The 23,655-nt window shown below is 65.7% G+C and carries 23 protein-coding genes and 1 pseudogene; 17 read left to right on the top strand and 7 right to left on the bottom strand.

Features of this window, described 5'->3' with window-relative positions; genetic code table 11:
• The first annotated feature begins 236 nt into the window (after positions 1-236).
• From ACYP33_RS05565 to ACYP33_RS05555, 3 genes and pseudogenes are all read left to right on the top strand, one after another.
• On the top strand, positions 237-1,163 hold the full coding sequence (locus ACYP33_RS05565) for a GntR family transcriptional regulator (protein WP_414441229.1): 927 nt from the start codon (positions 237-239) through the stop codon (positions 1,161-1,163).
• A 173-nt stretch (positions 1,164-1,336) separates the two neighbouring features.
• Positions 1,337-1,486, top strand: a pseudogene (locus ACYP33_RS05560) (IS5/IS1182 family transposase); the annotation flags it as partial.
• A gap of 135 nt (positions 1,487-1,621) precedes the next feature.
• Complete coding sequence (locus ACYP33_RS05555) at positions 1,622-2,428, top strand: alpha/beta fold hydrolase (RefSeq protein ID WP_459620282.1); 807 nt, start codon at positions 1,622-1,624, stop codon at positions 2,426-2,428.
• Between the two features lie 6 nt (positions 2,429-2,434).
• On the opposite strand, the gene ACYP33_RS05550 is transcribed toward ACYP33_RS05555, so the two are convergent.
• Positions 2,435-3,355, bottom strand: coding sequence for a LysR substrate-binding domain-containing protein (locus tag ACYP33_RS05550; RefSeq protein ID WP_459620280.1), 921 nt, complete (start codon positions 3,353-3,355; stop codon positions 2,435-2,437).
• Between the two features lie 156 nt (positions 3,356-3,511).
• Here ACYP33_RS05550 and ACYP33_RS05545 point away from each other — a divergent pair, with 156 nt between their 5' ends.
• The 7 genes from ACYP33_RS05545 (at position 3,512) to ACYP33_RS05515 (ending at position 11,699) form a co-directional block, all read left to right on the top strand.
• The gene (locus ACYP33_RS05545) at positions 3,512-4,171 is read left to right on the top strand and encodes an RraA family protein (RefSeq protein WP_459620284.1); all 660 of its coding nucleotides are present in this window, start codon (positions 3,512-3,514) and stop codon (positions 4,169-4,171) included.
• Between the two features lie 29 nt (positions 4,172-4,200).
• Complete coding sequence (locus ACYP33_RS05540) at positions 4,201-4,881, top strand: RraA family protein (protein ID WP_459620278.1); 681 nt, start codon at positions 4,201-4,203, stop codon at positions 4,879-4,881.
• Entirely contained in the window at positions 4,878-6,089 is a 1,212-nt protein-coding gene (locus ACYP33_RS05535) for a pyridoxal phosphate-dependent aminotransferase (protein WP_459620276.1), read from the top strand. The genes ACYP33_RS05540 and ACYP33_RS05535 overlap by 4 nt, the downstream gene beginning before the upstream one ends.
• A 334-nt stretch (positions 6,090-6,423) precedes the next feature.
• Positions 6,424-7,380 carry an ABC transporter ATP-binding protein gene (locus tag ACYP33_RS05530; RefSeq protein WP_459620274.1) on the top strand — a complete coding sequence of 319 codons (957 nt, stop codon included), beginning with the start codon at positions 6,424-6,426 and terminating at the stop codon, positions 7,378-7,380.
• A 19-nt stretch (positions 7,381-7,399) separates the two neighbouring features.
• Positions 7,400-8,164, top strand: coding sequence for an ABC transporter permease (locus ACYP33_RS05525; protein WP_459620272.1), 765 nt, complete (start codon positions 7,400-7,402; stop codon positions 8,162-8,164).
• A gap of 193 nt (positions 8,165-8,357) precedes the next feature.
• A complete protein-coding gene (locus tag ACYP33_RS05520; protein ID WP_414448202.1) occupies positions 8,358-9,428 on the top strand; it encodes a lactonase family protein in 1,071 nt (356 codons plus the stop codon).
• 357 nt (positions 9,429-9,785) lie between these two features.
• Positions 9,786-11,699, top strand: a complete 1,914-nt coding sequence (locus tag ACYP33_RS05515; protein ID WP_459620269.1) for an NHL repeat-containing protein — start codon at positions 9,786-9,788, stop codon at positions 11,697-11,699.
• Between the two features lie 20 nt (positions 11,700-11,719).
• On the opposite strand, the gene ACYP33_RS05510 is transcribed toward ACYP33_RS05515, so the two are convergent.
• The gene (locus ACYP33_RS05510) at positions 11,720-12,694 is read right to left on the bottom strand and encodes a threo-3-hydroxy-L-aspartate ammonia-lyase (RefSeq protein WP_414448204.1); all 975 of its coding nucleotides are present in this window, start codon (positions 12,692-12,694) and stop codon (positions 11,720-11,722) included.
• 167 nt (positions 12,695-12,861) lie between these two features.
• On the opposite strand from ACYP33_RS05510, the gene ACYP33_RS05505 reads away from it, so the two are divergent.
• Both ACYP33_RS05505 and ACYP33_RS05500 read left to right on the top strand, forming a co-directional pair.
• Positions 12,862-13,995 carry a DSD1 family PLP-dependent enzyme gene (locus ACYP33_RS05505; RefSeq protein WP_459620267.1) on the top strand — a complete coding sequence of 378 codons (1,134 nt, stop codon included), beginning with the start codon at positions 12,862-12,864 and terminating at the stop codon, positions 13,993-13,995.
• A 55-nt stretch (positions 13,996-14,050) separates the two neighbouring features.
• Positions 14,051-15,448 (top strand): phospholipase D-like domain-containing protein, encoded by a 1,398-nt coding sequence (locus tag ACYP33_RS05500; RefSeq protein WP_459620265.1) that lies wholly within the window; start codon positions 14,051-14,053, stop codon positions 15,446-15,448.
• An 89-nt stretch (positions 15,449-15,537) separates the two neighbouring features.
• On the opposite strand, the gene ACYP33_RS05495 is transcribed toward ACYP33_RS05500, so the two are convergent.
• Together ACYP33_RS05495 and ACYP33_RS05490 are read right to left on the bottom strand one after the other, a co-directional pair.
• Complete coding sequence (locus tag ACYP33_RS05495) at positions 15,538-16,548, bottom strand: alpha/beta hydrolase family protein (protein ID WP_459620263.1); 1,011 nt, start codon at positions 16,546-16,548, stop codon at positions 15,538-15,540.
• Between the two features lie 102 nt (positions 16,549-16,650).
• The gene (locus tag ACYP33_RS05490) at positions 16,651-17,355 is read right to left on the bottom strand and encodes a hypothetical protein (RefSeq protein WP_459620261.1); all 705 of its coding nucleotides are present in this window, start codon (positions 17,353-17,355) and stop codon (positions 16,651-16,653) included.
• Between ACYP33_RS05490 and ACYP33_RS05485 the strand changes: the two genes are divergently transcribed.
• The 4 genes from ACYP33_RS05485 (at position 17,356) to ACYP33_RS05470 (ending at position 19,508) form a co-directional block, all read left to right on the top strand.
• On the top strand, positions 17,356-18,183 hold the full coding sequence (locus tag ACYP33_RS05485) for a hypothetical protein (RefSeq protein WP_459620259.1): 828 nt from the start codon (positions 17,356-17,358) through the stop codon (positions 18,181-18,183). It begins immediately after the preceding gene.
• A 140-nt stretch (positions 18,184-18,323) separates the two neighbouring features.
• Complete coding sequence (locus ACYP33_RS05480; protein ID WP_459620257.1) at positions 18,324-18,653, top strand: DUF7660 family protein; 330 nt, start codon at positions 18,324-18,326, stop codon at positions 18,651-18,653.
• Positions 18,654-18,726: 73 nt separating this feature from the next.
• Positions 18,727-19,149 carry a hypothetical protein gene (locus ACYP33_RS05475; protein WP_459620255.1) on the top strand — a complete coding sequence of 141 codons (423 nt, stop codon included), beginning with the start codon at positions 18,727-18,729 and terminating at the stop codon, positions 19,147-19,149.
• Between the two features lie 176 nt (positions 19,150-19,325).
• Positions 19,326-19,508, top strand: a complete 183-nt coding sequence (locus ACYP33_RS05470; RefSeq protein WP_414448211.1) for a hypothetical protein — start codon at positions 19,326-19,328, stop codon at positions 19,506-19,508.
• A 412-nt stretch (positions 19,509-19,920) separates the two neighbouring features.
• Here ACYP33_RS05470 and ACYP33_RS05465 read toward each other — a convergent pair whose 3' ends face one another.
• From ACYP33_RS05465 to ACYP33_RS05455, 3 genes are all read right to left on the bottom strand, one after another.
• The gene (locus tag ACYP33_RS05465; protein WP_459620253.1) at positions 19,921-20,892 is read right to left on the bottom strand and encodes an ornithine cyclodeaminase family protein; all 972 of its coding nucleotides are present in this window, start codon (positions 20,890-20,892) and stop codon (positions 19,921-19,923) included.
• Between the two features lie 229 nt (positions 20,893-21,121).
• A complete protein-coding gene (locus tag ACYP33_RS05460; RefSeq protein WP_459620252.1) occupies positions 21,122-22,063 on the bottom strand; it encodes a 2-hydroxyacid dehydrogenase in 942 nt (313 codons plus the stop codon).
• 101 nt (positions 22,064-22,164) lie between these two features.
• Positions 22,165-22,821: a M24 family metallopeptidase gene (locus tag ACYP33_RS05455; protein WP_414448214.1), complete on the bottom strand. Its 657-nt coding sequence runs from the start codon at positions 22,819-22,821 to the stop codon at positions 22,165-22,167.
• Between the two features lie 3 nt (positions 22,822-22,824).
• Between ACYP33_RS05455 and ACYP33_RS05450 the strand changes: the two genes are divergently transcribed.
• On the top strand, positions 22,825-23,607 hold the full coding sequence (locus ACYP33_RS05450) for a hypothetical protein (RefSeq protein WP_459620250.1): 783 nt from the start codon (positions 22,825-22,827) through the stop codon (positions 23,605-23,607).
• Positions 23,608-23,655 lie beyond the last annotated feature (48 nt).

Here is a 23,655-nt window from a genome sequence, read left to right as displayed (position 1 = left end):
GCGCCGCGGCTCCGCCGCGGCGCCTTTTCTTCAAGGGGACCATGCAGCACGTCCTCCCTTCAATATCCTTGCATTTTATTATCAAATAATGCAAATTAGTGCGTAAATACCGTCGTCGCACCATCCCCATGGGGCCATCCTTCCGCCCTGCAGCAATGGCAAAATCACGGTAATTCGACTCCCGAGCGGGTTCACTGCCCGCTGCGCAAAACGCACGTATGCCGCCCAAAGCCCAGATGGAAGCCGTCGCCACGGATCATCGCACCCCGCTCACCCAACTCCAGTTTCGGGTGGCGAGGGAAATTTTGACGCTCGCTCGTCGCGATGATCTCGCGCTTGGGGATCGCCTGGCGGAATCGCTGCTGGCGGAGCGCATCGGCACGTCCCGCACGCCGGTGAACGTTGCGCTTCACCATCTCGCCTCTCTCGGGGTGGTGCATTACGACGCGAATCGGGGCTTCTTCATGGCGCGCGCCGCCCGCGATGTGGGCGACGTCTCCGAGCAATTCTTCAACGAACCGGACGATCCCCTGTACCTGAAAATCGCCGACGACCGCCTCGCGCAACGTTTGGCCGACGTGGTGTCGGAAGCCGACCTGATGCGGCTCTACGATGTCTCGCGCAGCGAACTGCGCCGCATTCTGTCGCGCATCCAGGAAGAAGGTTGGATCGAGCGGCAGGTGGGCCATGGCTGGCAGTTCACATCGTTGATTGATTCGGTCGAAGCATACGAAGAGAGTTATCTGTTCCGGTCGGCAATCGAGCCGACCGGCATCATGTCCCCTTCTTTCGCCGCAAATCGCGTCGAACTGGAAGAGCTGCGTCGGCGGCAAAAGTACATTTCCGAGGAAGGCTATCTCGCCATGAACTCGGTCGAGCTGTTCGAAGCGAACAGCGATTTTCACGAGACCATTGCGCGCTGGTCCGGTAACCGCTTTATCGCGCAGTCGGTTCGCCGCATGGATCGGCTGCGGCGCCTGGTCGAGTATCGCCAGGCCAAGGACCGCAAGCCACGTCGCGAGCACGCACTCGAGCACCTCGAAATTCTGGAGGCGATTGCCCAACACGACCTGCTTCGCGCGGCCGCATTGCTGCGCAAGCACCTCGAGGAAGCACGACGCAGCAAGGTTCATGCACGAGAGGTGTTCACGCAGTCGGCTTGACCCCCACCCTCACCACGCGGCCGTCCGGCCGTTTTTTTGCATATCGATGCGTTTTGTCGCTACATAGCGCTTTGCAACGAATCATGGGTGGCGCTGGAGCCGCCGATTCCGGAGTTCACGCCGCCGCCCAAGAGCGGACGGCGGCGCGGCATCAAGGCTCGGATAGCGCCTAGCGACTCGGGCGGCGTCGTTGGGGCGTCGAGCGCCCGCCTGCCTGGTTCGCCGGATTCGGCAAGCTACGGTTTTGCTTCGAGCCACGCCTCGATATTCACGCCGCTTTGCTCGTCCTGGCTGCCGCCGTCATCTGCTCGAGAATCGTGGATGACTTGACAGTCCGTATCACAGCGATACGAAATGCGGATTGGTTCGGCCGGGCCGGCGCGGCGATGATACCAACGCCTGCCGCTCCGAGCGATGCGCGGCCGGCAGCCCTCTCCATCGCCCGCGTTCGGAACACCATGGTCGACATCATCAGCGAAACGCTCGAACTCCGGGTTCGAGGCCTCGATTTGCGGATCGCCGCGATTCACCGGCCCGGCGCCGGTGCGCCGGTGGTATTCCTGCACGGCTTCGGCTCGACCAAGGAGGACTACACCGATTTCGCGCGGCTGGCCGCGTTCTCGGGCCGCCCGTTCGTGGCCTATGACGCGCCCGGCTGCGGCGACAGCACCTGTGGCGATCTTCGTGCGATCGACATCCCCTTGCTGGTGGACACCGCCCGCGCCGTGCTCGCGCATCTTGGCGTGCAGCACTTTTACCTGGTGGGGCATTCGATGGGCGGCCTGACGGCGCTGCTGCTGGCCCGCAACGAAGGCGAGCGCGTGCTCGGCTTCATCGATATCGAGGGCAACGTCGCCCCTGAGGATTGCTTCCTGAGCCGACAGATCTTCAGTCATCCCGACGAAGATCCGCAGGCGTTCCTCGCCGCGTTCATCGCACGAGCGCGACAATCGGCGGAGTTCTCCAGCTCGCTGTACGCGGCCAGCCTGGGCTTCAAGGTGCGGGCGCAGGCCGTGCGCGGCATCTTCACGTCGATGGTGGCGCTGTCCGACCACGGCGCGCTGATGGACGCGTTGCTCGGCCTGCCCTGCCCGACGATGTTCATGTACGGCGAGCAAAACGATCATCTTTCCTATCTGCCGCAACTGGAAGCGGCCGGCGTCACGCTCGCGCGCATCGCGCGCTCGGGCCATTTTCCGATGTACTCGAACCCGGTCGCGATGTGGGATCGGATCGCCGGGTTCGTCGGCGCGCCAGCGCGCTAGACACCGCTAGACACGCCGCTTGACGCCGGCTGTCTGGCCGCGCGCCCATGCCACCACCGCGTCCACCGTCGGATGATGGCGGGCCGGGTTCCAGGCCAGCGCCGCCGTGACCACCATCACGCGCTCCCTGAGCGGCCGGAACACGACGCTCTCGGATGCCAGCTTGCGCATCGACGCCGGCACCAGCGCCACGCCCTGCCCGCAGCCGACATAGGCGATCTGCGAGGTGACCGATCGCACCTCGTGCAGCACGCGCGGGCTGAAGCCGTTCTCGCGGCAGATCGCGGTCAGCAGGTCGAAATAAGCCGGACTGACCTGCCGCGACGACATCACCAGCGATTCGTCGGCCAGCGCGCGCAGCCGCACTCGCGACAGCGCCGCCAGCGCATGCCCGCGCGGCAAGGCCACGGCGAGCCGGTCCTCGGCCAGCGGCAGGCTGTCGATGCCGTGCGCGGCCGCGCCGTCGAGCCGGACGAACGCCACGTCGAGCTCGCCCGATTGCAGCGCGGGGATCGCCTCGACGCTGTCGATCTCGCGCACGAACACGCTCAGGCCGGGATGGTCCCGCTTCAGCGCGGCCTGCAACGCCGGCACCGTGTCGAGCATCGCCGACGTGATCGCCCCGACCTGCAACACGCCCGACTGGCCGGCCGCCACCTCGCGCACCACGCGTTCGAGCCGCTCCACCTGATCGGCGAACTGCCGCACGGCCGGCAGGATCGCGGCGCCGGCCGCGCTGAGGCGCGTGCCGCGCCGCGAACGCTCGAACAGCGTCAGCTTCAGCGACTGTTCGAGCACCTTGATCTGCTCGGTCAACGGCGGCTGCGACATGTTCAGCCGTTGCGCCGCCCGCCCGAAATGCTTTTCCTCGGCCACCGCCAGAAACATCCACAACTGGCGGATCAGCCGGAAATCGATGCTTGCCATCGCGTCCTCCACGTTCGGCCGGCGTGGACTAGACCACACCGGTGCCCGACAGCCTAATCCGAAAAACGTATCAGTACGATATCGAATCGAGAATTTACGGATCAGCAACGCACCGCCACGATGAGGGCCTTGCCACCCGATCCCATCACCGCCGCCATGACCGACGCCTCGCCCCTCGACCGGCTCGCCTCGCTCGATACCAACACCGTCTCGGACGCCCTCGATTTCCTCGGCCTGCCCGGCGCGACCGTCGGCCTGCGCCCGCTGTGGGATTGCCGGAAGATCGTCGGCCGCGCCAGCACCGTGCAGCTCGGCCCGAAGCGCGACGCCGCGCCCACCGCGCACCTGATCTCGCCCGTCATCGACGCGGTGCGCACGCCGGACCGCGTGCTGGTGATCGCGGGCGGCCTGGAAGGCATTTCGTGCTGGGGCGACATCCTCGCGAACGCGGCCGCCGCGAAGCTGGTTCGCGGCTCGGTGATCGACGGCCTGTGCCGCGACATCGAGGGCAGCGAAGCGATCGGCTACCCGGTGTTCGGGCGCGGCGTGACGATGATCAGCGCGCGCAATCGCGTGATCCAGCTCCATGCCGGCCAGCCGGTCGAGATGGCCGGCGTGGCCGTGCACGAACACGATTACGTGATCGCCGACCGCTGCGGCACGGTGTTCGTGCCGGCCGCGCGCATCGGCGAGGTGCTCGAGCTGGGCGAGCGCATCGCGCGCCGCCAGGACGGCATGGTGGCGGCCGTGCGCGCGGGCCGCCCGGTGGCCGACGTGATGCACGACACGGCGTTCGAAGCGATCCGCGCCGGTTGATTTCTCTTTCTCAGGATGCTCAAACAATCATGACGAACCCGAAACAAGCTTGCGCCGACGATCGTGCGCTGGTCGCGCTGTTCGCCGGCCTCGATACGCCCGGCGTGTCCGATGCGCTCGACAAGCTCGGCCTGCACGGCCAGGCGCTCGGCATCGCGCCGCTGGCCGACTATCCGCACGCCGTGGCCGGGCCGGCCTTCACGGTGCGCTATGCCCCGGCCAGCGCGCCGGCCGGCACGGTGGGCGATTTCATCGACGAGGTGGCCGAGGGCGACATCGTCGTCATCGACAACGGCGGACGCACCGACTGCACGGTGTGGGGCGACATCATGACCCAATACGCGGGCCTGCGCGGCATCGCCGGCACCGTGATCGACGGCGTCTGCCGCGACGTCGGCAAGGCGCTCGGCGACGGCTATCCGCTGTTTACGGCCGGCCGCTTCATGCGCACCGGCAAGGATCGCGTGCAGGTGGAAGCGGTCAACGCCACGGTGTCGATCGGCACGGTGCGCGTGGCGGCCCGCGATATCGTGGTGGCGGACGCGAACGGCGTGGTGGTGGTGCCGCGCGAACGGGCGGCGGAAGTGGCCGCCACGGCGCGCGCGATCGAGGCCGTAGAGAGTGGCATTCGCGAGCGCATCGCCGCGGGCGCCACGCTGCGCGAGGCGCGTGAGGCGCTCGGCTATCACACGCTCCAGCGCAAATCATGAGCGCCCCCGCCCTGAACCGCTTCCTCGCAGCGGCCCGCCCGTCCGCCACCTATCGCGTGATGGACCGCGTCGCCGCGCATCGCGCCGAAGGCCGGCCGATCGTGTCGCTGTGCGCGGGCGAACCCGATTTCGATACGCCGTCGCACATTCGCGAAGCGGGCGTCGCGGCGATCCGCTGCGGACACACGCGTTATACGCAGGTCGCGGGCCTGCGCGTGCTGCGCGAGGCGATCGCCGGCAAGTTCGCGCGCGAGAACGGCATCGACGTCGACTGGCGGCACACGCTGGTGTGCAGCGGCGGCAAGCAGGTGATCTTCAATGCGATCGCGGCCACGCTCAACGAGGGCGACGAGGTGATCGTGCCCGCGCCCTACTGGGTCAGCTATCCCGAGATCGTGCAGTTGTGCGGGGGCCGGCCGGTGATCGTCGAGTGCGGCGCGGCCAGCGGCTTCAAGCTCGTGCCGGCCGCGCTCGAACGGGCCATCACGCCGCGCACGCGCTGGCTGATCCTCAATTCGCCGTCCAACCCGACCGGCGCGGTGTACCGGCGCGAGGAACTGCTGGCGCTGGCCGAGGTGCTGCTCGCGCACCCCGGCGTGATGGTGCTGTCGGACGATATCTACGAGCACCTGACGTTCGATGGTCAAGCCTTCCACACACTCGCCCAGGTCGAGCCGCGCCTGCGCGAACGCACGCTGACCATGAACGGCGTGTCCAAGGCCTATGCGATGACGGGCTGGCGAATCGGCTATGGCGCCGGGCCGGCCTGGCTGATCGATGCGATGGAAAAGTTGCAGGGGCAACAAACCTCGGGCGCCTCGACCATTTCGCAGTACGCAGCGCTGGCCGCGCTGAACGGCCCGCAGGATTTCGTCCGCGAATCGCGAAGCCGCTTCCAGCGCCGCCGCGACACGCTGGTCGAGCGCCTGAACCAGATCGACGGGCTGCATTGCGCAGTGCCGCAGGGCGCGTTCTATGCCTTTGCCTCGTGCGAGGGCTTGATCGGCCAACGCAGCCCGGCCGGGCTGCGGCTCGATTCGGACGAGGACGTGGCCGACGCGCTGCTCGACGAAGCCGGCGTGGCCGTCGTGCCCGGCAGCGCGTTCGGGCTCGGGCCGTACTTGCGCATCGCCTACGCGCTCGACGATGCCGCACTGGCCCGCGCCTGCGAGGCGATCGAGCGGTTCTGCGGCGCGCTCGCGGGCTGAGGGCCGGGCCCGCCGAATCGACACATCACCCGATATTCGACCGCAACGCTGCGTTCCCGAAACCGCCGCTATCGAAGGCGGCCCGCCGCTCATCCGAACGATTTTCAGAACAAAACAATATAAATAGAATGAATTGTTTGGAAAATCACGCCAAACAGGCGATCATTGCGCCTGCCTCGGCCCGCCGCTGACGGCACCCGCCCGCCTCGCTATCCTGTCACGCACATATCGATAGCGCGATTGATAACATAGCGTTCCCGTCACCGGCCGGCCCGGTGCCGCGCGGCCATCCAGCCCGCGCGCGTACCGGCCGACGCACCGCACCGATTCGACCGTGAGCCAAGAACCGATACTGACCGTTTCCCATCTGTCGAAAACCTACGCGTCCGGCTTCAAGTCGCTCGACGACGTCAACCTGTCGATCCGCCCCGGCGAGATCTTCGCCCTGCTCGGCCCGAACGGCGCCGGCAAGACCACGCTGATCAGCGCCATCTGCGGCATCGTCACGCCGACCGAAGGCACTGTGACCGTGGGCGGCCACGACATCCGCACGCACTACCGCGCCGCGCGCGAGATCATCGGCCTGGTGCCGCAGGAGCTGACCACCGATTCGTTCGAATCGGTCTGGGCCACCGTGTCGTTCAGCCGCGGCCTGTTCGGCAAGGCGCCGAACCCGGCGCACATCGAGAAGGTGCTGAAGGCGCTGTCGCTGTGGGACAAGCGCGACAACAAGATCATCACGCTGTCGGGCGGCATGAAGCGCCGCGTGCTGATCGCCAAGGCGCTCTCGCACGAGCCGCGCCTGCTGTTCCTCGACGAGCCGACCGCCGGCGTGGATGTCGAACTGCGCCGCGACATGTGGAAGCTGGTCGATCAACTGCGCGCCGACGGCGTGACGATCGTGCTGACCACCCACTACATCGAGGAAGCCGAGGAGATGGCCGACCGCATCGGCATCATCAACGGCGGCAAGATCATGCTGGTCGAGGAAAAGACCGAACTGATGCGCCAGCTCGGCAAGAAGCAGCTCACGCTGCAGCTCGACGCGCCGCTCGATGCGATTCCCGAGGCGCTGGCAGGCTTCGGCCTCGAACTCGCCAAGCAGGGCACCGAACTCGTCTACACCTACGAGGTGGAGCGCGATCAGGCGATCGCCACGCTGCTGGCCGCGCTCGCGCAGGCCGGCGTCCGCTTCCGCGATCTGCAAACCTCGCAAAGCTCGCTCGAGGAAATCTTCGTGAGCCTGATCGACGGCGGCCGTGCCGCGTCGGCCACGCCCGCCTCCGCCTGACCGCTCGACAGGACCCCGAATGATCAATCTGCATGCGATTCGCGCGATCTACCGCGCGGAAATGGCCCGTACCCTGCGCACCCTGACCCAGAGCATCATCGCGCCGGTGATTTCGACTTCGCTTTACTTCGTCGTGTTCGGCTCCGCGATCGGTTCGCGGATCAGCTCCGTGAACGGCATCAGCTACGGCTCGTTCATCGTGCCGGGGCTGGTGATGCTGTCGCTGCTCTCGCAGAGCATCTCGAACGCCTCGTTCGGCATCTACTTCCCGCGCTTCACGGGCACCATCTACGAGGTGCTGTCCGCGCCGGTGTCGTACTGGGAAATCGTGACCGCCTATGTGGGTGCGGCCGCAACCAAATCGGTGATCCTCGGCGTGATCATCCTGATCACGGCCAGCCTGTTCGTGCCGATGCACATCCTGCATCCGGGCTGGATGGTGCTGTTCCTGATCCTGACCTCGATCACCTTCAGCCTGTTCGGCTTCGTGATCGGGATCTGGGCCGACGGCTTCGAGAAGCTCTCGCTGGTGCCGATGCTGATCGTCACGCCGCTGACCTTCCTCGGCGGCAGCTTCTATTCGGTGGACATGCTGCCGCCGTTCTGGCGCATCGTGTCGCTATTCAACCCGATCGTCTATCTGGTCAGCGGTTTCCGCTGGGCGTTCTTCGGCCTGGCCGACGTGCACGTGGGCATCAGCCTGGCGATGACGCTGGGGTTCCTGGTGGTGCTGCTGTTCGTGGTGTCGTGGATTTTCCGCACCGGCTACCGGCTCAAGAAGTAAGCGCCGAATGGCGCATCGCATCGCGGCCAACGCGCGCCGCGATGCGTTTCCCGATGACTCGGCGTTTACACCGAGTTTGCCCGCCCCGCGATTGCACCACGCTTTGGCCCGGTTGTATGATGACGTAACACTTGCGGCGGCAAGCCACCCGGCCGCCCGCGTCTTCCTTCACATCCCGAACCGCGATCCCCCGATGACCACTCCGCTGTCCCCCACCCACGTCGTTATCGTCTCGAACGCCGAGGACGGCGACCTCGGCCTCTATCATCTCGACGCCGCGCAGGCCCGCCTCGCCGCCGTCACGCGCACGCCGGCCGGCAGCGTGGTGATGCCGCAGGCGCCCACCCGCGACGGCAAGCAGTTGTTCGTCGCCACGCGCGGCGCGCAGCCCAGCATCGTCGGCTACGACATCGGCGCCGACGGCACGCTCACGCAGCGCTTCGCCACGCCGATCGACGCGAGCCTCGCCTACCTGACGGTGGATCGCGATGCGCGCCTGCTGTTCGGCGCGTCGTACGGCGGCAGCCGCCTGTTCGTGTTCGACGCGCGCCGGCTCGAAAGCGGCGACGGCACGCCGCTGCAATTCATCGACCACATCCAGAACGCGCATTCGATCATCGTCTCCGACGACGACCGCTACGTGTACGCCGCCTCGCTCGGCTCGGACCGCGTGCTGTTCTACGGCATCGCGCGCGCCGGCAACGAAGCGGCGCTGATCGCGCGCGGCGAGCTGGCCACGCCGGCCGGCTTCGGCCCGCGCCACCTGCGCCTCGCGGCGGACGGCGCGACGCTCTACGTGATCGGCGAATTCCACGGCACGGTGCTGGCCGTGCCGCGCGATCCCGTCACGGGCGAGCTGGGCGAGCCGGTGGTGTCGGACCTCGCGCCGAGCATCGCGCACCTGGCGCACGGCGCGCCGCGCCCGCCCGCGCCCACCCAACCGGTGGTCTGGGCCGCCGACCTGGCGGTCACGCCCGACAACCGCTTCGTGTTCGCCACCGAGCGCACGGCGAACCGCCTGATCACGTTTCGCGTCGGCGAGAACCGCGCGCTGCACTACGCAAGCTGCATCGAGACCGAACCGCAACCGCGCGGCATCCGCCTCTCGCCGGACGGCACGCTGCTGGCGGCCAGCGGCGAGCTGTCGGATTCGATCTCGCTGTACCGCGTCGATCCGGCCACCGGCGCGCTGACGCAAGCCGACCGCATCGCCTGCGGCAAGGGCGCGAACTGGATCGAGATCCTGCCGCTGCAAGCGGCCTGAGCCAGAGCCGACGTCGTCCGCATCGTAGTCCAGCAAGCGCCCGCTCGCGGCGCTTGCTCCGCCCGCCTTCCCCGCTTCCCCCTCCGCTCCCTGCTTCGCGATCCGAAACAATTACCGCATGCCGTTGCCGTCCGAGAAACGGCCGGCGATACGGCCTTGATCCCCGTGGCACCCGCGTGACAGCGCGAAAGCCATTCCGTCGCCGAGCCACGACAATCGCGCACCACCAGCGTGAATCGCCGCCAGCGGAATATTTTTCCGATTTCTCTGTGCTATCTGTTTGAAACAGACGGCGCGTGGCCGGCGGCTGCGTCACCGCCGCCCGCGCCGGTTTCCACATCGTCAGGAGAACTCAGTATGGTCAAGCAACGCATGCGCGCTGTCGTCGCCACCGTCTTTCTGGCCGCCTTGACGCCGGCGGGCCTTGCGCAAACCTCGACGGACTGGATCGCCAACACCTACGGCACGATTGCCTCGCACGTCGGCAACGGAGCGCGCTCGATGTGGGTCGCGCCGGAAGGCACGATCTACACGGCGTCGTTCTGGGACGAGAACGCCGGCGGCGTGGGTGTCTACCAGGCGGGGAAGACACTCGGCTCGATCGGTTCGCATGCCGAATTCCAGGGCGGCGCGATCACCGGCAACGCCACCTCGATCTTCACGCCGCTGCAAGGCACCAAACTGAGCGGCACGGTGGCGCGCTACAACCGCTCGACGGGGCTGCGCGACCTGGCGATCAAGGTCAGCGTGTGGGACACCATCAGCAAGGCCGACGTGATCACCGGCCTCGCCACGGCCGGCACGCTGCTGTATGCGAGCGACTACTTCAGCAACCGCGTGCGCGTGTTCACGACCGACGGCGTATGGCAGCGCGACATCACGATCGCCACGCCCGGCGCGCTCGCGCTCGATGCATCGGGCAACCTGTGGGTCGCGCAGAAGAACAGCGGCACGATCGTCGAGATCGGCCCGGCCGGCGCGCAGCTCAACACCATTCAGCTCGGCGCGAGCGCGCGCCCGTCGGCGCTCTACTACGACGCGCCGACCGGCCAGTTGATGGTGGGCGACGCCGGCCCGGACATGAACATCAAGCAGTATTCGATCGCGGGCCAGCCGGCGCTGGCGGGCACCTTCGGCGTGACGGGCGGCTATCTCGACGCCACCACCGGCATCAAGGGGCAGGTGGGCGCGAAGCGCTTCACGCGGGTGGTCGGCATCGGCCGCGACGCGGCCGGCGTGCTGTACGTGCTGAACAACCCGTGGGGCGGCGGCTGGGACCTGGGCCGCAACGGCCCGACCGACCTGCAGGCCTACGACGGCAGCGGCAACCTCACGTGGGCGCTGCAGGCGCTGAACTTCGAGGCGGTGGCCGCGCCCGACCCGGTCACCGACGGCGCGCTGTTCTACAGCGGCATGAACATCTATTCGGGCAGCGCGGGCGGCCAGTTCGTGGCGAACACGGTCGATCCGTTCAGCTATCCGAACGATCCGCGGCTCTCGATGACGGACTACCAGCGCGGTCAGCATTTCGGCCAGCTCACCAGCGTGGGCGGCAACCGAATCCTGGTCGCCACCGGCCAGAACCCCGACATCTACAACTTCTATCACTTCAACCCGGCGTCCAGCGGCTACATCGCGATCCCCGACGGCTCGCTGCCCGGCGCGCTGTTCGGCACCAACGCGATCGTCACGGGCGGCTTCTCGATCGACGAAAACGGCGACGTGTGGGCCGGCATGTCCGGCTCGAGCCAGGTCACGCGCTACCCGTTCGCGGGCTTCGACGCGAACGGCAAGCCGTCGTGGCGCGCGGGCGTGGCGATGCCGGTGCCGGGCACCGTCAAGCCGATCACACGCGTGATCTACCAGGCGACCACCGACACCATGGTGCTGGCGCAGGGCATAGCGGGAAGCTGGGATTGGACCGCGATGAACGGCCATCTGGAGGTGTATCACGGCTGGCTCGCCGGCAACCGCACGCCGAACCCGGTCATCGACCTGAGCAGCCCGAACCCGAAGACGATCGCGGTGGCCGGGCGCTACCTGTTCGTCGGCTACGTGCACACCGTGCCGAACATCGACGTGTTCGACCTGAGCACCGGCAGCCTCGTCACCACGCTGGTCAACACCAACCCGACGGCGATGGATGTCGGCAACGACGTCGATTCGATGTTCGGCCTGCGCGCCTACCTGCGCTCGACCGGCGAGTACGTGATCACCAAGGACAACTACAACGGCTCCAGCATCGTGGTGTATCGCTGGACGCCGCAGTAGTCGCTCAACCGACCCGACACTCAGCCGGCGGCGCTCGTCAGGGCTGCGAACTTCTCGAGATCGACGTTGCCGCCGCTGACGATCACGCCCACCCGCTTGCCGGCGAGGCGATCCTTCATCTGCCGCACGGCCGCGAAGCCGAGGCAGCCGGTGGGTTCCACCAGCATCTTCATGCGCGACGCGAAGAAGCGCATGCAATCGACCAGTTCGGCGTCGCTGGCGGTCAGGATGCCGGTGACGTCGCGGCGCAGGATCTCGAACGTCAGTTGTCCGAGATATTGGGTTTGCGCGCCGTCGGCGATCGTCTTCGGCGTGTCGATGCGCACGATGCGGCCGGCCGCGAGCGACTGCTGGGCGTCGTTGCCCGCTTCCGGTTCGACGCCGTAGATCTCCGCGCCCGGCGACAGCTCGCGCGTGGCCAGCGCCGTGCCCGACAACAGCCCGCCGCCGCCGAGCGGCGCGAACACCGCGTCGAGCGGGCCGGTTTCGGCGATCAGTTCGGCCGCGGCGGTGCCCTGCCCGGCGATCACGTCGGCGTGGTCGTACGGCGGAATCAGCGTCAGCCCGTCCTTCTCGGCCAGATCGCGGCCGATCTGCTCGCGATCGTCACGGTAGCGGTCGTAAGTCACCACGCGGCCACCGTAGCCGCGCGTGGCCGCCACCTTCGCCTCGGGCGCGTCTTGCGGCATGACGATGGTGGCCGGCATGCCGAGCAGCCGCGCCGACAGCGCGATCGCCTGCGCATGGTTGCCCGACGAGAACGCCACCACGCCGGCCTTGCGCTGCGCGTCGCTGAACTTCGACAACGCGTTGAACGCGCCGCGGAACTTGAACGCGCCCATGCGCTGGAAGTTCTCGCACTTGAAGAACACCTGCGCGCCGAGCGCTTCGTCCACCGTGCGCGAAGTCAGCACGGGCGTGCGGTGGGCGAAACCCTCGATGCGGGCGGCGGCGGCGGCGACATCGGCGTAGGTGGGGAGATTCGGCTGGCTCATCGATGGCTCACTGGAAATGGAGGCAAGGAACGGGGACGGAGAATCGGAACGAAGAATCGGTCTTGACTGAATTCGAGACATTGTGTCCAATTCAATACATTCTGTCAATTTGACTCGACCGGCGCGCGCTGCCTCGCGGCGCTCCCCTTTTTACACGTTCCGTCACGATGCCACTCGATACGCTCCCTACCCCGTCGGCCCTGATCGACGTTCCGCGCATGACGCGCAACATCGCGCGAATGCAGCAGCGGCTCGACGCACTCGGCGTGCGGTTCCGACCGCACGTAAAGACCACCAAGTGCGAGCCGGTGGTGCGCGCGCAGCTTGCGGCCGGCGCGCGCGGCATCACCGTGTCCACGCTGAAGGAAGCCGAACAGTTCTTCGCGCAGGGCATCGGCGACATCGTCTACGCGGTCGGCATGGCCGCCGCCAAGCTGCCGCAGGCGCTCGCGCTGCGCCGGCGCGGCTGCGACCTGAAGCTGGTGGCGGACAGCCTCGCGTCGGCCACCGCGATCGCCGCGTTCGGCCGCGAGCACGGCACGGCGTTCGAGGTGTGGATCGAGATCGACGTGGACGGCCACCGCTCCGGCCTCAAGCCCGACGACGCGGCGCTGGTCGAGGTCGGCCGCGCGCTGATGGCGGGCGGCGCGACGCTCGGCGGCGTGATCGCCCACGCCGGATCGAGCTACGACTATCACACGCAGGCCGACCTGGTGCGGATCGCCGAGCAGGAGCGCGCGGGCGCGGTGCAGGCCGCCGAACGGCTGCGCGCGGCGGGGCTGCCGTGCCCGGTGGTCAGCATCGGCTCGACGCCCACCGCGCTGTCGGCCGAACGGCTCGACGGCGTGACCGAGGTGCGCGCGGGCGTGTACGTGCTGTTCGATCTGGTCATGCACAACGTGGGCGTGTGCCGCACCGACGAAATCGCGCTGAGCGTGCTGACCACCGTGATCGGGCATCAGGAGGACAAGGGCTGGGCGATCGTCGATGCGGGCTGGATGGCGATGAGTCGTGATCGCGGCACGCAGCGCCAGACGCGGGATTTTGGTTACGGGCAGGTATGCGACGAGAACGGGACGCCGCTTGAAGGTTATTTGCTCGGTAGTGCGAACCAGGAACATGGCATCATTTCGCGCAGTGGCGACGAACCTGATCGCGATATCGCGGCGCGTTTTCCGGTGGGTACGCGGTTGAGGATCTTGCCGAACCATGCCTGCGCGACCGGGGCGCAGCATCCGGAATACCAGGCAATCGGGGAGGATGGCTTGGTGGGGGTTTGGGCGCGGTTTTATGGGTGGTAGGACCCGACCTTCAAGGACGTAAGGCCGTAGACACATCGAATCCGTTCGCCACCTCATGACCTTAACGAAAAACCTGGCGCTCATTCTGGCATGCGTGTTTGCCTTTTCCCGGCACGGCCACGCGCAATGTGTCGACCTGGTCGCCAGTATTGACGACGAGCAGTTGATGCAGTCGCGGATTGCACTGATCGACCGCGCCACCCCTGCCGAGCCGATCCGCATCCTCGCCTACATCTTCGAAATCGATCAGACCGGCGGGCTGCTGATGCGCCATCTGGTCGAGGCCGCTCGCCGGGGCGTGCCGGTCAAGCTGCTGATCGACGGCATCGGCCCCGAGCCGCACTTCCCGTTCGAAGACGAGTTCATCGTCGCCCTGCACAACGTGGCGCCCGGCATCGACCTCCGAATCTTCCATCCACGATCCGATCTTGCCGAGCTTCCGCATCGCATGCACGACAAGCTGTTCCTGGTGGGCGACACGGCCGTGATCGGCAGTACCTCCATCTGGGATTCGAGCTTCCGCAACTGGCTCAGCGAGCGCGATCTGATGGTGTCGGGCGACGCCGGACAGGATGCGTCCTCGCTGCACGCCATGAACCAGCATTTCGCGTTGTTCTGGAATAGCCCGCAAGTGGCTCGCCCCGAGCCGGAAAAATTCCTCGAAGTCGACAGCCCTTATCGCGACTCGCGGGGTTATCTGACGCTCGACCCGGCACGCATCCGATATTGGCGCGAATGGCTGCTGGCGCCGCTCGACGCTGCAGCAGGGGCGACCGCTGCCGATGTACCTGCTGCCTCCGATACGCCCGACGATGCCGGGACGGATGTCGATCCCGCCTGGACGCCGATCGCCTGCGATCGCCTGCGCTATGTTCACGACTGGCCCGACAAGCGCTCACCCGGCACCTTGCAGGACATGTTGCAGGCGTTCGATACGGCGCGGCGCGAGATCCTGATCATCAACCCCTACCTGATCCTGGTGCCGGAACTGCGCGAGGCGCTTGAACGCAAGCAGCGCGAAGGTGTTCGCGTGATCCTGGTGAGCGCCTCGCTGGCGAGCGTCACGCAGGAATTCCCCGCGGTCGGGAGCGCCTATGCCGAGGATCTGCCCGGCCTGGTGAATGCAGGGATCGAGGTGCGCGAATATTCCGACCGAAAGAACCGCATGATGCACGCCAAGCTGATCCGCATCGACGGCCATCGGTATTATCTCGGCAGTTTCAATTTTGATTCGCTGTCGGCCCGCTTGAATACCGAAAACGGTCTTTGGATCGACGTCCCGAAGGATGGGCTCGATCCCTTGCAGGACAGCGTGGCGTATTTCCTGAGCAACTCGAGTTCGGTGAGCGACGCCAATGGCCATCTTCTCGCGAATCCCGATGCGCGCTGCCAGGCCGCTGGTTGCGGGGGCGCGTGGCGGTGGGTGGCGGTTTTGATCAGGAGGCTGCTGTGAAATGGAACTCGCCAGGCCTATCGGCCTTTTCATGAATGTCGACCACTACGCCGCACATGCTTCCTTGAAGCATTTCAGCCCAGCCTGAGTTATAGATTCGCGCGCAGGAAATCCACGATGTCCTGGTCGATCTGGCGATGAATCTCCACACGATCGATCCCGGGCGCATCCTGACAGATCAGCGCCACACTGGACGCGACAGCGGCCGGACAAGGATCGATGAAAACGAAGTGGTTGCCCGGCACGATATGGACGGCAGGCGGTGTGGGCAAGCCTGCCACAACGGCGAGAGCGTTTCTCGCAGAGCCGAGATACTTGTCGTCCTGCGGGCGATAGAGCATCGTCGGCACGCGCACAGCGGAAAAGCCGGATGCATCGAACATCATCGCCAGAGGATCCATCAGTACCAAGGCCTTCAGGCGACGATCAACGGGCGGTTGCCAGGCTGCCAGGTCAGCGGATACCACCGCTTTACCCTGGATGTCGTGGGCGCCATTACCGGTTGCCGGACGCGGACACGATCCCGGATCATCATGATTTGCGCAGTACGCACTGGCATACGCAAAGTTGGGTTTCGCCCCCGCCAGAATCAGCGCAGTGTAGCCACCGGCCGAATATCCGATCATGCCGATTCGGCCGATATCGGCATGCGCCGAAAACCGCGGATCGGCGAGAACGGCATCGAGCGCGGCCTCCGCCTGTTGTGGACGACTCATTAAAATCCGAGCCTGGGACGGCGCGCGGGGATAGCCTGAAGCATCGCCAACGTGCGTCGGCAAGACGACGATAAATCCGGCGCGAGCCAGCGCGGTGGCCAATTCACGGTGGCTGAACGGGCCGCCGTCGCGTCCATGCGATATCACGACAACCGGGAAGTGGTCATCGGGAACCGGCGAAGCATTGCGCGTCGCCTCGATCGTGAACGGACCGGCTTGCCACGGCACCTCACGCTCATGCGTGGGATAAAAGACGACCGTATCGAAGGGAGCCGCGCCGTCCCCCACCGTGAGACGGGATACCCCTGCGTTAAAAGCGGCCGGGGCGGCCTGCACCGAGCATGTCCATACGATTGCGAGCACAAAGGTCACGATCCAACGCATGTCACTACCCCCGGGCCACCGAGAATGAGAGGCGAAGAATATCAGAACGGTCTTACACGTTCGATGACCTTGGGGCGTTGGTTATCGAACGCTTACGAACACTCAGTCAACCCGGTACCAGCGACCCGATTCCGGGCATACAGCGGCGGGGGCGCCGTTCGACCAGACTTGCTCCTCATCCAGGTTCAGCGAGGTCGAAGGGGTGGTGTCGAAGACGACCTTCAGTGCTTGCCCGACATGGGCGTCTTCGATGGGAAGCTCCCAAGTCAGGAATATCTGGATGCAATCGCGGTCCGGCGCGAAGTCGGCCACGTTAAAGCCGCTACTGCCGCGCTGAATCACGCCATGAGGCTGGCCGGTATCGAATATCACGGCGGTCCCCCGGGTCAGCGGAATGCGATGGCCCGTAGCGGGGAAATGCAAGTCCAGCCCTCGGTCTTCGCTCAGGAAGAGATTGCAGAAGGCCGCGCCGCCGTATTGCGCACCGTCATGGTGGTACCTCGCGCCACGACAGGCCATCAGGGCGACGTCACTGGAGGCAAGCACGTTGGGCAGCCCCAGTGCGCCCGTCCAGTCGGACATGGCCTGCACGCAGCGCTTGTAGTCCGGCCAGCGCGCCTGCGTTCGCGCCAACGGCATGGCCTCGACGTCCCCGGGTTCCAGGACGAGCCGCGACGATGTCTCTCTTTCCCAATCTGCAAGCACGCGTGCGGAGGGAACCGGCACGTCGACCGTGGCCGATAGGACGATGTCGCTTACGCGGCGACTGCGGATGGTGTCGCCGCTCCAGAAATAGGAGGTCAGCATGTGTTGAATTCGATGCTGTGGAAGGGGGATGGGGGCGATTGTAGCGATTTGGTGGGAACACGTCGGCGGAATTCGGCCGGGAGCAGACACTCGACCGCTGTAGGCATAGGCGATCTCACCCTCCAGAAATTAGATACTGTTGCCGAACGCACTCTTGAAAAGCGATCCCATATGCAGCGGTTTCGGAAGTACATACTTACACTGCTGTCCCTTAGCTTTATCGGCAGCCTTGCAGTAGGGCTTGCTTTGCAGCCGCTTGTCTCTGCCACCTTCGCAACGAGAGGGCCCGCTCCGCGTATCAATCTGTTCTTGGTTGCCGTAATCGGCGTCATCGGCCTGATCGTCCTGGCAACATTTCTATGGCTCGCGCTCTGGCGTTCGCCATCATCTTCGTCGGCGAAGCAGCCATCCGCGATGCAAGGCACCGTCGGACTGCCTGCCCTGCCATCACAAATTGGCGCTTTGATCTTGACGTTCGGCACGCTCAACTGCCTGGCCTTCTGGCTATTGGCCACGGGTGTTGAAACGCTGGTGGTCAGGTTATCGGCTAAAACAGATATGTATTACGAAGCGACCGTTGAATCGACATATCGGAAGGGATGTACCAATGCGGTCCAGTGGCTCGACCCGGTCGTTAGCCGCGATGTGACGGTTTGCTTGACCTCCCCCCTCTTTCCAAAGCACGGCGGGCCGATCAGTCGATTGTCCATTGTGCATTCCCTGCGCGGCCCGCTCGGCACACGCGTTCTGACGGTTCATGCCGTCGATTCCGAACCTGGCCAGATCGATCTTTCTTTGATGCATACGAATCTGGTGGGCACGCACTGAACCGGTTCGATTGCGGATCGCCTATTTCGAGGCCAAGACTGCCATGGCGTGAGACGACTTTCGGCCAGTTTGGGACATTCGACGCCGCCTCCTAGATCGGTGACAATTTCTGCTTGACGTGACTACTAGAGGGGGCTCGCATGGGGAGCAAATTAGACGAGTTGAAGGCCGAGATGGCGACGAAGCTAAACAACGCGCTGGAACAAGTTGCCGACGAACGTTCCTTCCTTGCATTTCTGGCACATCTGGCCACTGACTGGTTCACTGAAGCCGAAATTGAAGCGAGCAACCCATCTTCACCCTATTCAAGCGGTGCCTTGGGCTGGGAAAATGATTCTATAGGCCCCTTTCTCGAAGCATCGTGTGCGTGGGCAGATGCATCGAGGAAAGGCCTGAAATACTACACACCGCCTGAAAACCCTTGGAGACGCGCAGCTGACATTTTAATATCAGGAGAAATCTATGAATAATCTGACCGTGCATGTCGACCTCTAAGTTGGGTCACCGTTCGGCGGAACCGGACGTTCAGGAAATCGGAGCAGCATGAATAATTTCATCTTCTTGCGGAACCGGAGTTTCGAGGTCGCAACGGCGAATTTGCACTACTGTGGCGGCATATGGTCGCTCGAAATTGAGGCGAAGCCCCAAGAGTTTGACGGCGAGCTGTGGACACCTCGGCTCTACCACCAGGGCTTCAACATGCACGCGCATACTGCCGAAGAACTGCAGGGCATGAGTACGTCATGGGAGCACAAGACAGACGCTTCGTATCCACATCCCGAACTTGGGTTGCTATACGTATTCGGGCATCACGACGTCTATGATACGACGCTAAGTTTTGGCCGTTTGCACGAGAGGCTTCTTGAAGTCAGCTGGAGCGGGCTGTGCGATGTCTTTTGGGACGGCGACTATATGACCCGCGTGCCGTTTCGCAGCGAGTGCCGCGCGTGCTGTTCAGCTTTTTAGCGTGGGAGCCCCTTCCGGCGAGGCTGTGTGAAAACGCATGCTGAATGCGGCGCTCCAGGAAATCGCCCCCCAGATCGCGCCGTATTGGCTTGGCGGCGACTCGGGAAGGGTAAAGCCGCTCGACGATCCCGCATAGGTGGTCGACTGACAATTGGCTTGTGGATTCGGATAAGTGAGTGTTTCTGGAAAATCGCTTTGAATTCGGTCGTGACCCGAAATTCAAAGCGATTTTCCAGGAGGATTTATCACTGGCTATGGCTACAAACAAACCTGCCGCCTTTGCCATTGCAAAGGTTCACACCTTGCCAGTGGAATTGATGAAGCCCGAACATCACCAGCAGGACGCTCAAAGCCAATAGAAGCATAAGTCCCTTTATTCATACTGCTCTCCAAGAAACCGCGTTGGCACTTTAGCTCGCAGTGAACGTCTGTTCTGGAGAACTGCGAAGGACCGCTCAGGGTCGCGAACTGCCCGCCGCGCGAGTAGCTAACGTCGGACAACGAAGAGGCCAATAAGGCCTGATGCGCCGACCGTGAACGCATTGAATTCGCAATGCCCGCATTGAACATTGCGCCAGAAAAAGAAAGCGCCGCGCTTGGGTTCCCGCCTTCAAGCCTGTTTTCCGCCACGGCGGTGTCAAAGTCGATTCAAGCGCACGACGGGCATAGCCCCATTGCCCGATCGTGGCCGATCGCTCGCGCGTCGGCCTCACCAAGAAGCATGACATCGACCCAAGCCCCCGCGTCCAGTGCACCAATGCCGCAGCCCCCTCACCAAGGCCAAGCCACCCGCGTCCCCACCCCCGCCGCCCTCGCCCGCTCCACCAACATCCGCGCCACGGTCAGATCCTGCAGCGCCAGCCCGGTCATGTCGAACACGGTGATGTCCTCACGCGCCCGCACGAACGACGCCGGCGCGGCCAGCAATTCGCCGAGTTCAACGCAATCCTGCTCCGCCGCCCACTGCGCCTCGCCGATCCGGCGCGCCTGCTCGCGGTCGTCCACCACGAGCCGCGCCCGCGCCAGCAAACCGTCCGGCAACTCGCGCTTGCCTTGCGTATCGGCGCCCACCGCATTGATATGCGTGCCCGGCTGCACGGCGCTCGCGTCGAACAGCACGCGGCCGCCCGGTGTGGCAGTGATGACGATGTCGGCATCGGCCACCGCCGCATCGGCATCGCTGGCGGCCGAAATCGCGCAGCGCTCGCGAAACAGCGCTTCGAACGCTTCGTTCGCTTCCCCGCGCGAACCAACATAGCGCACCGTCGTGATCGACGGCAGCATCCGCAACGCGAAGTTCAACTGAATCCGCGCCTGCACGCCGGTCCCGAATACACAGACACTCCCGCTGTCGCCCCGCGCCAGCGCGCGCAGGCCGAGGCCTCCAGCCGCGCCGGTGCGCAGCGTGGTGATCGCGTTGCCGTCGATCACGCAGCGCGGCCGGCCGGTGGCGGGGTCGATCAGCATCACGGTGGCCTGATGCGGCTCGCCGCCCAGTTCGCGGTTGGCCGGCCAGAAGCCGGCCGCCTTGAAGCCGAGCAGCGCCTCGCCGGCCACGTCGCCGGCCTTGATGCCGAACACGCCGCCGGTAGCCAGCGGCTCGCGAATCACCGGAAACACGCGGCCCGCGCCGCGCCGGTGCAGATCGAACGCGTCCGCGACAGCGTGGAGCACGTCGTCGGGTTGCAGCAGGCTCTCCACCACGTGCGTGTCCAGCAACAGCAGTTCGGCATCAGTTCTCATCGGCGTAACGCTCCTTCGGGTTCGGTGTGGCGGTGGATCGACCGAATGGCCAGCCCATCATCACATTGAATTGTACATTTTTTCCAGTTATCTACATTTCATCCAATAACCGGACGCGAAGCGGCTTCGCGTGAACTTCGCATTGCGCGACATCACTTCGCATCGGCCGTTTAGGCCAGTTTGATGCAGGAAATAACGGGTTTCAGGCCGTTTTCGTGCGAAAAACGGCTCAGGCGTCGAGCGGCGTGAGCAACGGCTGCCCGGCGAAATGGCGCGCGGCGTTGTCGAGGAACAGGTCGATAGTGCGGTCGCGCGCCTCGGGCGAAGTGCCGGCCACGTGCGGCGTCAGCACCACGGTGTCCAGGTCGATCAACTCGGCGGGCGGCGCGGGTTCGCTTTCGTAGACGTCGAGGCCCGCGCCGGCCAGGCGCCCTTCGCGCAACGCAGCGGCCAGCGCGGCGGTATCCACGGTGCTGCCGCGCGACACATTGACGAGGAAGCCGCGCGGGCCGAGCGCATCGAGGATGGCGGCGTCGATCAGATGGCGCGTCTGCGCGCCGCCCGGCGTGGCCACCAGCAGGTAATCGGCCCAACTCGCCAGATCGGCCAGCGCATCGAAATAGCGCAGCGCGGCGGCGCCCTCACGCGGGCGGCGGTTGTGATAACCGACTTCCAGGTCGAAACCGGCCGCACGCCGCGCGACCTTCTCGCCGATCCGCCCCAACCCGACGATGCCGAGCCGCTTGCCCGAAAAGTTCGGCTCCATCGGCAACGCGTCGCGCCACACGCCGGCCCGGCACGCCGCATCGAGCCGCACCACGCCGCGCACGGCGGCCAGCAGCAGCGCGAACGCATGGTCGGCCACGCAATCGTCGTTGGCGCCCACGCCGTGCGCCAGCGCGATGCCACGCGCGCGGGCCGCCGCCACCGGCAGGTTCTCGTAGCCGACGCCGAGCGCATGCAGGAACCCGAGCCTCGGCAGGCGCGCCAGGTCTGCTTCGGACAACCCGGTGGTGCCGTTGGTCAGCACCAGTTGCACGTCGGCCCCATGCGTGGCGATCGCCTGCTCGCGAGTAGCCGCATCGGGCGCGTAGATCAGTTCGTAGGCATCGGCGAGGCGCGCGAGGGCATCGTCTTGCGCGGCGATCAGGACCAGCAGGCTGAGTTTCATGTCGGGTATCGGGGTGGGATCGGAAGATACCGGCCAGTGTAGCAAGCGGCAATCGGCCGCGGCTGACGTCAAACTGGCAAGCGCCGGGCCACACCGTCAGGTCAGATCAGCAGATCCTCGTAGAACGCACCGAACGGCCGGCTCGGGTGCGCAATCTGGATTTCCAGCACCCACAGCCCGCTGGCCGGCACGCCTTCGTAATCACCGAGATTGCCGGCCTGGTAGATCGCGTGCGGAAAATCGCTGACGCGATGCCCCTTGATGTCGACGTTGAGCCGCCAGCCGTGCGCCTCGGCCCGCTCGGCCGCGTAGCGGTACAGCGCCGCGCCGCCCGCGCCGGTCGCGCGCCAGTGCGCCTCCACTTCGTCGAACACCGTCTTCGCGGCCCGCGCGCAGGCCTGCTGCTCGGCGTCGCCGCCCACCACGAACGTCGCGCCGGCATCGCCCTCGTGACCCTGCCAAACCACGCCGAGATCGACGAAGAAGATGTCGTGCTCGCCGAGCACCGGATCGCCCTCGGGCTGCTGCTTGAAGGTTTTCAGCGTGTTCGCGCCGAACCGGATCAGCACCGGATGCCAGAGCCGGTCCATGCCCATTTCGCCGAGCAGCGCCTTGCAGCGCGCGTTCGCCTCCGATTCGCGCATTCCCACGTGGATTTCGTCGGCCATCGCCTCCACCGCGCGCCACGTCATCGCGCGCGCATGCCGCATCGCGTCCATCGAAAACCGCTCGCCCACCGCCTGCTTCGTGTCTTCCATTGCTTGCTCACCCGTTCGTCGATTGCTGGCCGCGCCGGCCTCCGAAAACGGCTCCGGATCGCCAGCGTTATATTCTGTTGTATATTACGTGACATCTCGCAACCCGATCGACAGGATCGTGCCGGCTGCGCGGCGGCCCTCGTGGCCGGGCGCGGCATGCGGCACGACAAGCGCATGAGCATCTCTACACACTGGACGGACGAGGACATCCGGCACGGCGAACTGTCGTCGCGCATCGTGGCGGTTCGGCGGCGCGACGACGCGCAACGGGCGGCCCTGATCGTCGACGTGGTGGACGCGTTCGCGCGGCTGCGCGGCAGCTTGCTGCGCTTCGTCGCGCTGTTCGCCGAGGGCGCGGCCGCGCCGGCCCACGCGGGCCACGACGCACGGCGCTTCGACATGCTGCTGGTAGCGCTCGCCGTCAGCGCCAAGCGCGCGCGGTTTCGCCGTCTGACCGACTTGCAGCACCTGATCGAGCGCGTCGCGCGCGCCGAGACGTTCCGCGACGTGATCTTCGCGCCGCCCCCCGCAGCCGGCCCCGCCGCGCTGCGCGAGGCGGCGCTGTCGCTCGAACGGCTCGACGCCGAGCTGGTCGGCTTATGCGTCGAACATGTGCTTGAAAGCCGGACGCGCGACTCGCTTGCCGCAGCCCGCTCACCGAAAGAGGCCGACGATGGACACGCCGCCGCTTCGCCCCGCCGGCCGTCGCGCCGCCCTGCCGTCGAACGCGATGCTTGCGCCGACCCGGACATCAGCGATGTCGGCATTGCCGGATCGCTCGCCTGAGATGGCGGCGTCGCCGATGCAGCATGTCGCGACGGCCGGCGATGCCCT

The sequence above is a fragment of the Burkholderia sp. 3C genome (assembly GCF_054589155.1).
This window is presented reverse-complemented; position numbering and strand designations above follow the sequence as displayed.

Coding starts and splice junctions, on each gene's coding strand:
- ACYP33_RS05520 (WP_414448202.1), top strand. CDS start 8,358: ATGACCACTCCGCTGTCCCCCACCCACGTCGTTATCGTCTCGAACGCC.
- ACYP33_RS05455 (WP_414448214.1), bottom strand. CDS start 22,821: ATGGAAGACACGAAGCAGGCGGTGGGCGAGCGGTTTTCGATGGACGCG.
- ACYP33_RS05535 (WP_459620276.1), top strand. CDS start 4,878: ATGAGCGCCCCCGCCCTGAACCGCTTCCTCGCAGCGGCCCGCCCGTCC.
- ACYP33_RS05490 (WP_459620261.1), bottom strand. CDS start 17,355: ATGCTGACCTCCTATTTCTGGAGCGGCGACACCATCCGCAGTCGCCGC.
- ACYP33_RS05475 (WP_459620255.1), top strand. CDS start 18,727: ATGAATAATTTCATCTTCTTGCGGAACCGGAGTTTCGAGGTCGCAACG.
- ACYP33_RS05550 (WP_459620280.1), bottom strand. CDS start 3,355: ATGGCAAGCATCGATTTCCGGCTGATCCGCCAGTTGTGGATGTTTCTG.
- ACYP33_RS05540 (WP_459620278.1), top strand. CDS start 4,201: ATGACGAACCCGAAACAAGCTTGCGCCGACGATCGTGCGCTGGTCGCG.
- ACYP33_RS05480 (WP_459620257.1), top strand. CDS start 18,324: ATGGGGAGCAAATTAGACGAGTTGAAGGCCGAGATGGCGACGAAGCTA.
- ACYP33_RS05555 (WP_459620282.1), top strand. CDS start 1,622: ATGGTCGACATCATCAGCGAAACGCTCGAACTCCGGGTTCGAGGCCTC.
- ACYP33_RS05510 (WP_414448204.1), bottom strand. CDS start 12,694: ATGAGCCAGCCGAATCTCCCCACCTACGCCGATGTCGCCGCCGCCGCC.
- ACYP33_RS05505 (WP_459620267.1), top strand. CDS start 12,862: ATGCCACTCGATACGCTCCCTACCCCGTCGGCCCTGATCGACGTTCCG.
- ACYP33_RS05515 (WP_459620269.1), top strand. CDS start 9,786: ATGGTCAAGCAACGCATGCGCGCTGTCGTCGCCACCGTCTTTCTGGCC.
- ACYP33_RS05460 (WP_459620252.1), bottom strand. CDS start 22,063: ATGAAACTCAGCCTGCTGGTCCTGATCGCCGCGCAAGACGATGCCCTC.
- ACYP33_RS05465 (WP_459620253.1), bottom strand. CDS start 20,892: ATGAGAACTGATGCCGAACTGCTGTTGCTGGACACGCACGTGGTGGAG.
- ACYP33_RS05495 (WP_459620263.1), bottom strand. CDS start 16,548: ATGCGTTGGATCGTGACCTTTGTGCTCGCAATCGTATGGACATGCTCG.
- ACYP33_RS05525 (WP_459620272.1), top strand. CDS start 7,400: ATGATCAATCTGCATGCGATTCGCGCGATCTACCGCGCGGAAATGGCC.
- ACYP33_RS05565 (WP_414441229.1), top strand. CDS start 237: ATGGAAGCCGTCGCCACGGATCATCGCACCCCGCTCACCCAACTCCAG.
- ACYP33_RS05500 (WP_459620265.1), top strand. CDS start 14,051: ATGACCTTAACGAAAAACCTGGCGCTCATTCTGGCATGCGTGTTTGCC.
- ACYP33_RS05545 (WP_459620284.1), top strand. CDS start 3,512: ATGACCGACGCCTCGCCCCTCGACCGGCTCGCCTCGCTCGATACCAAC.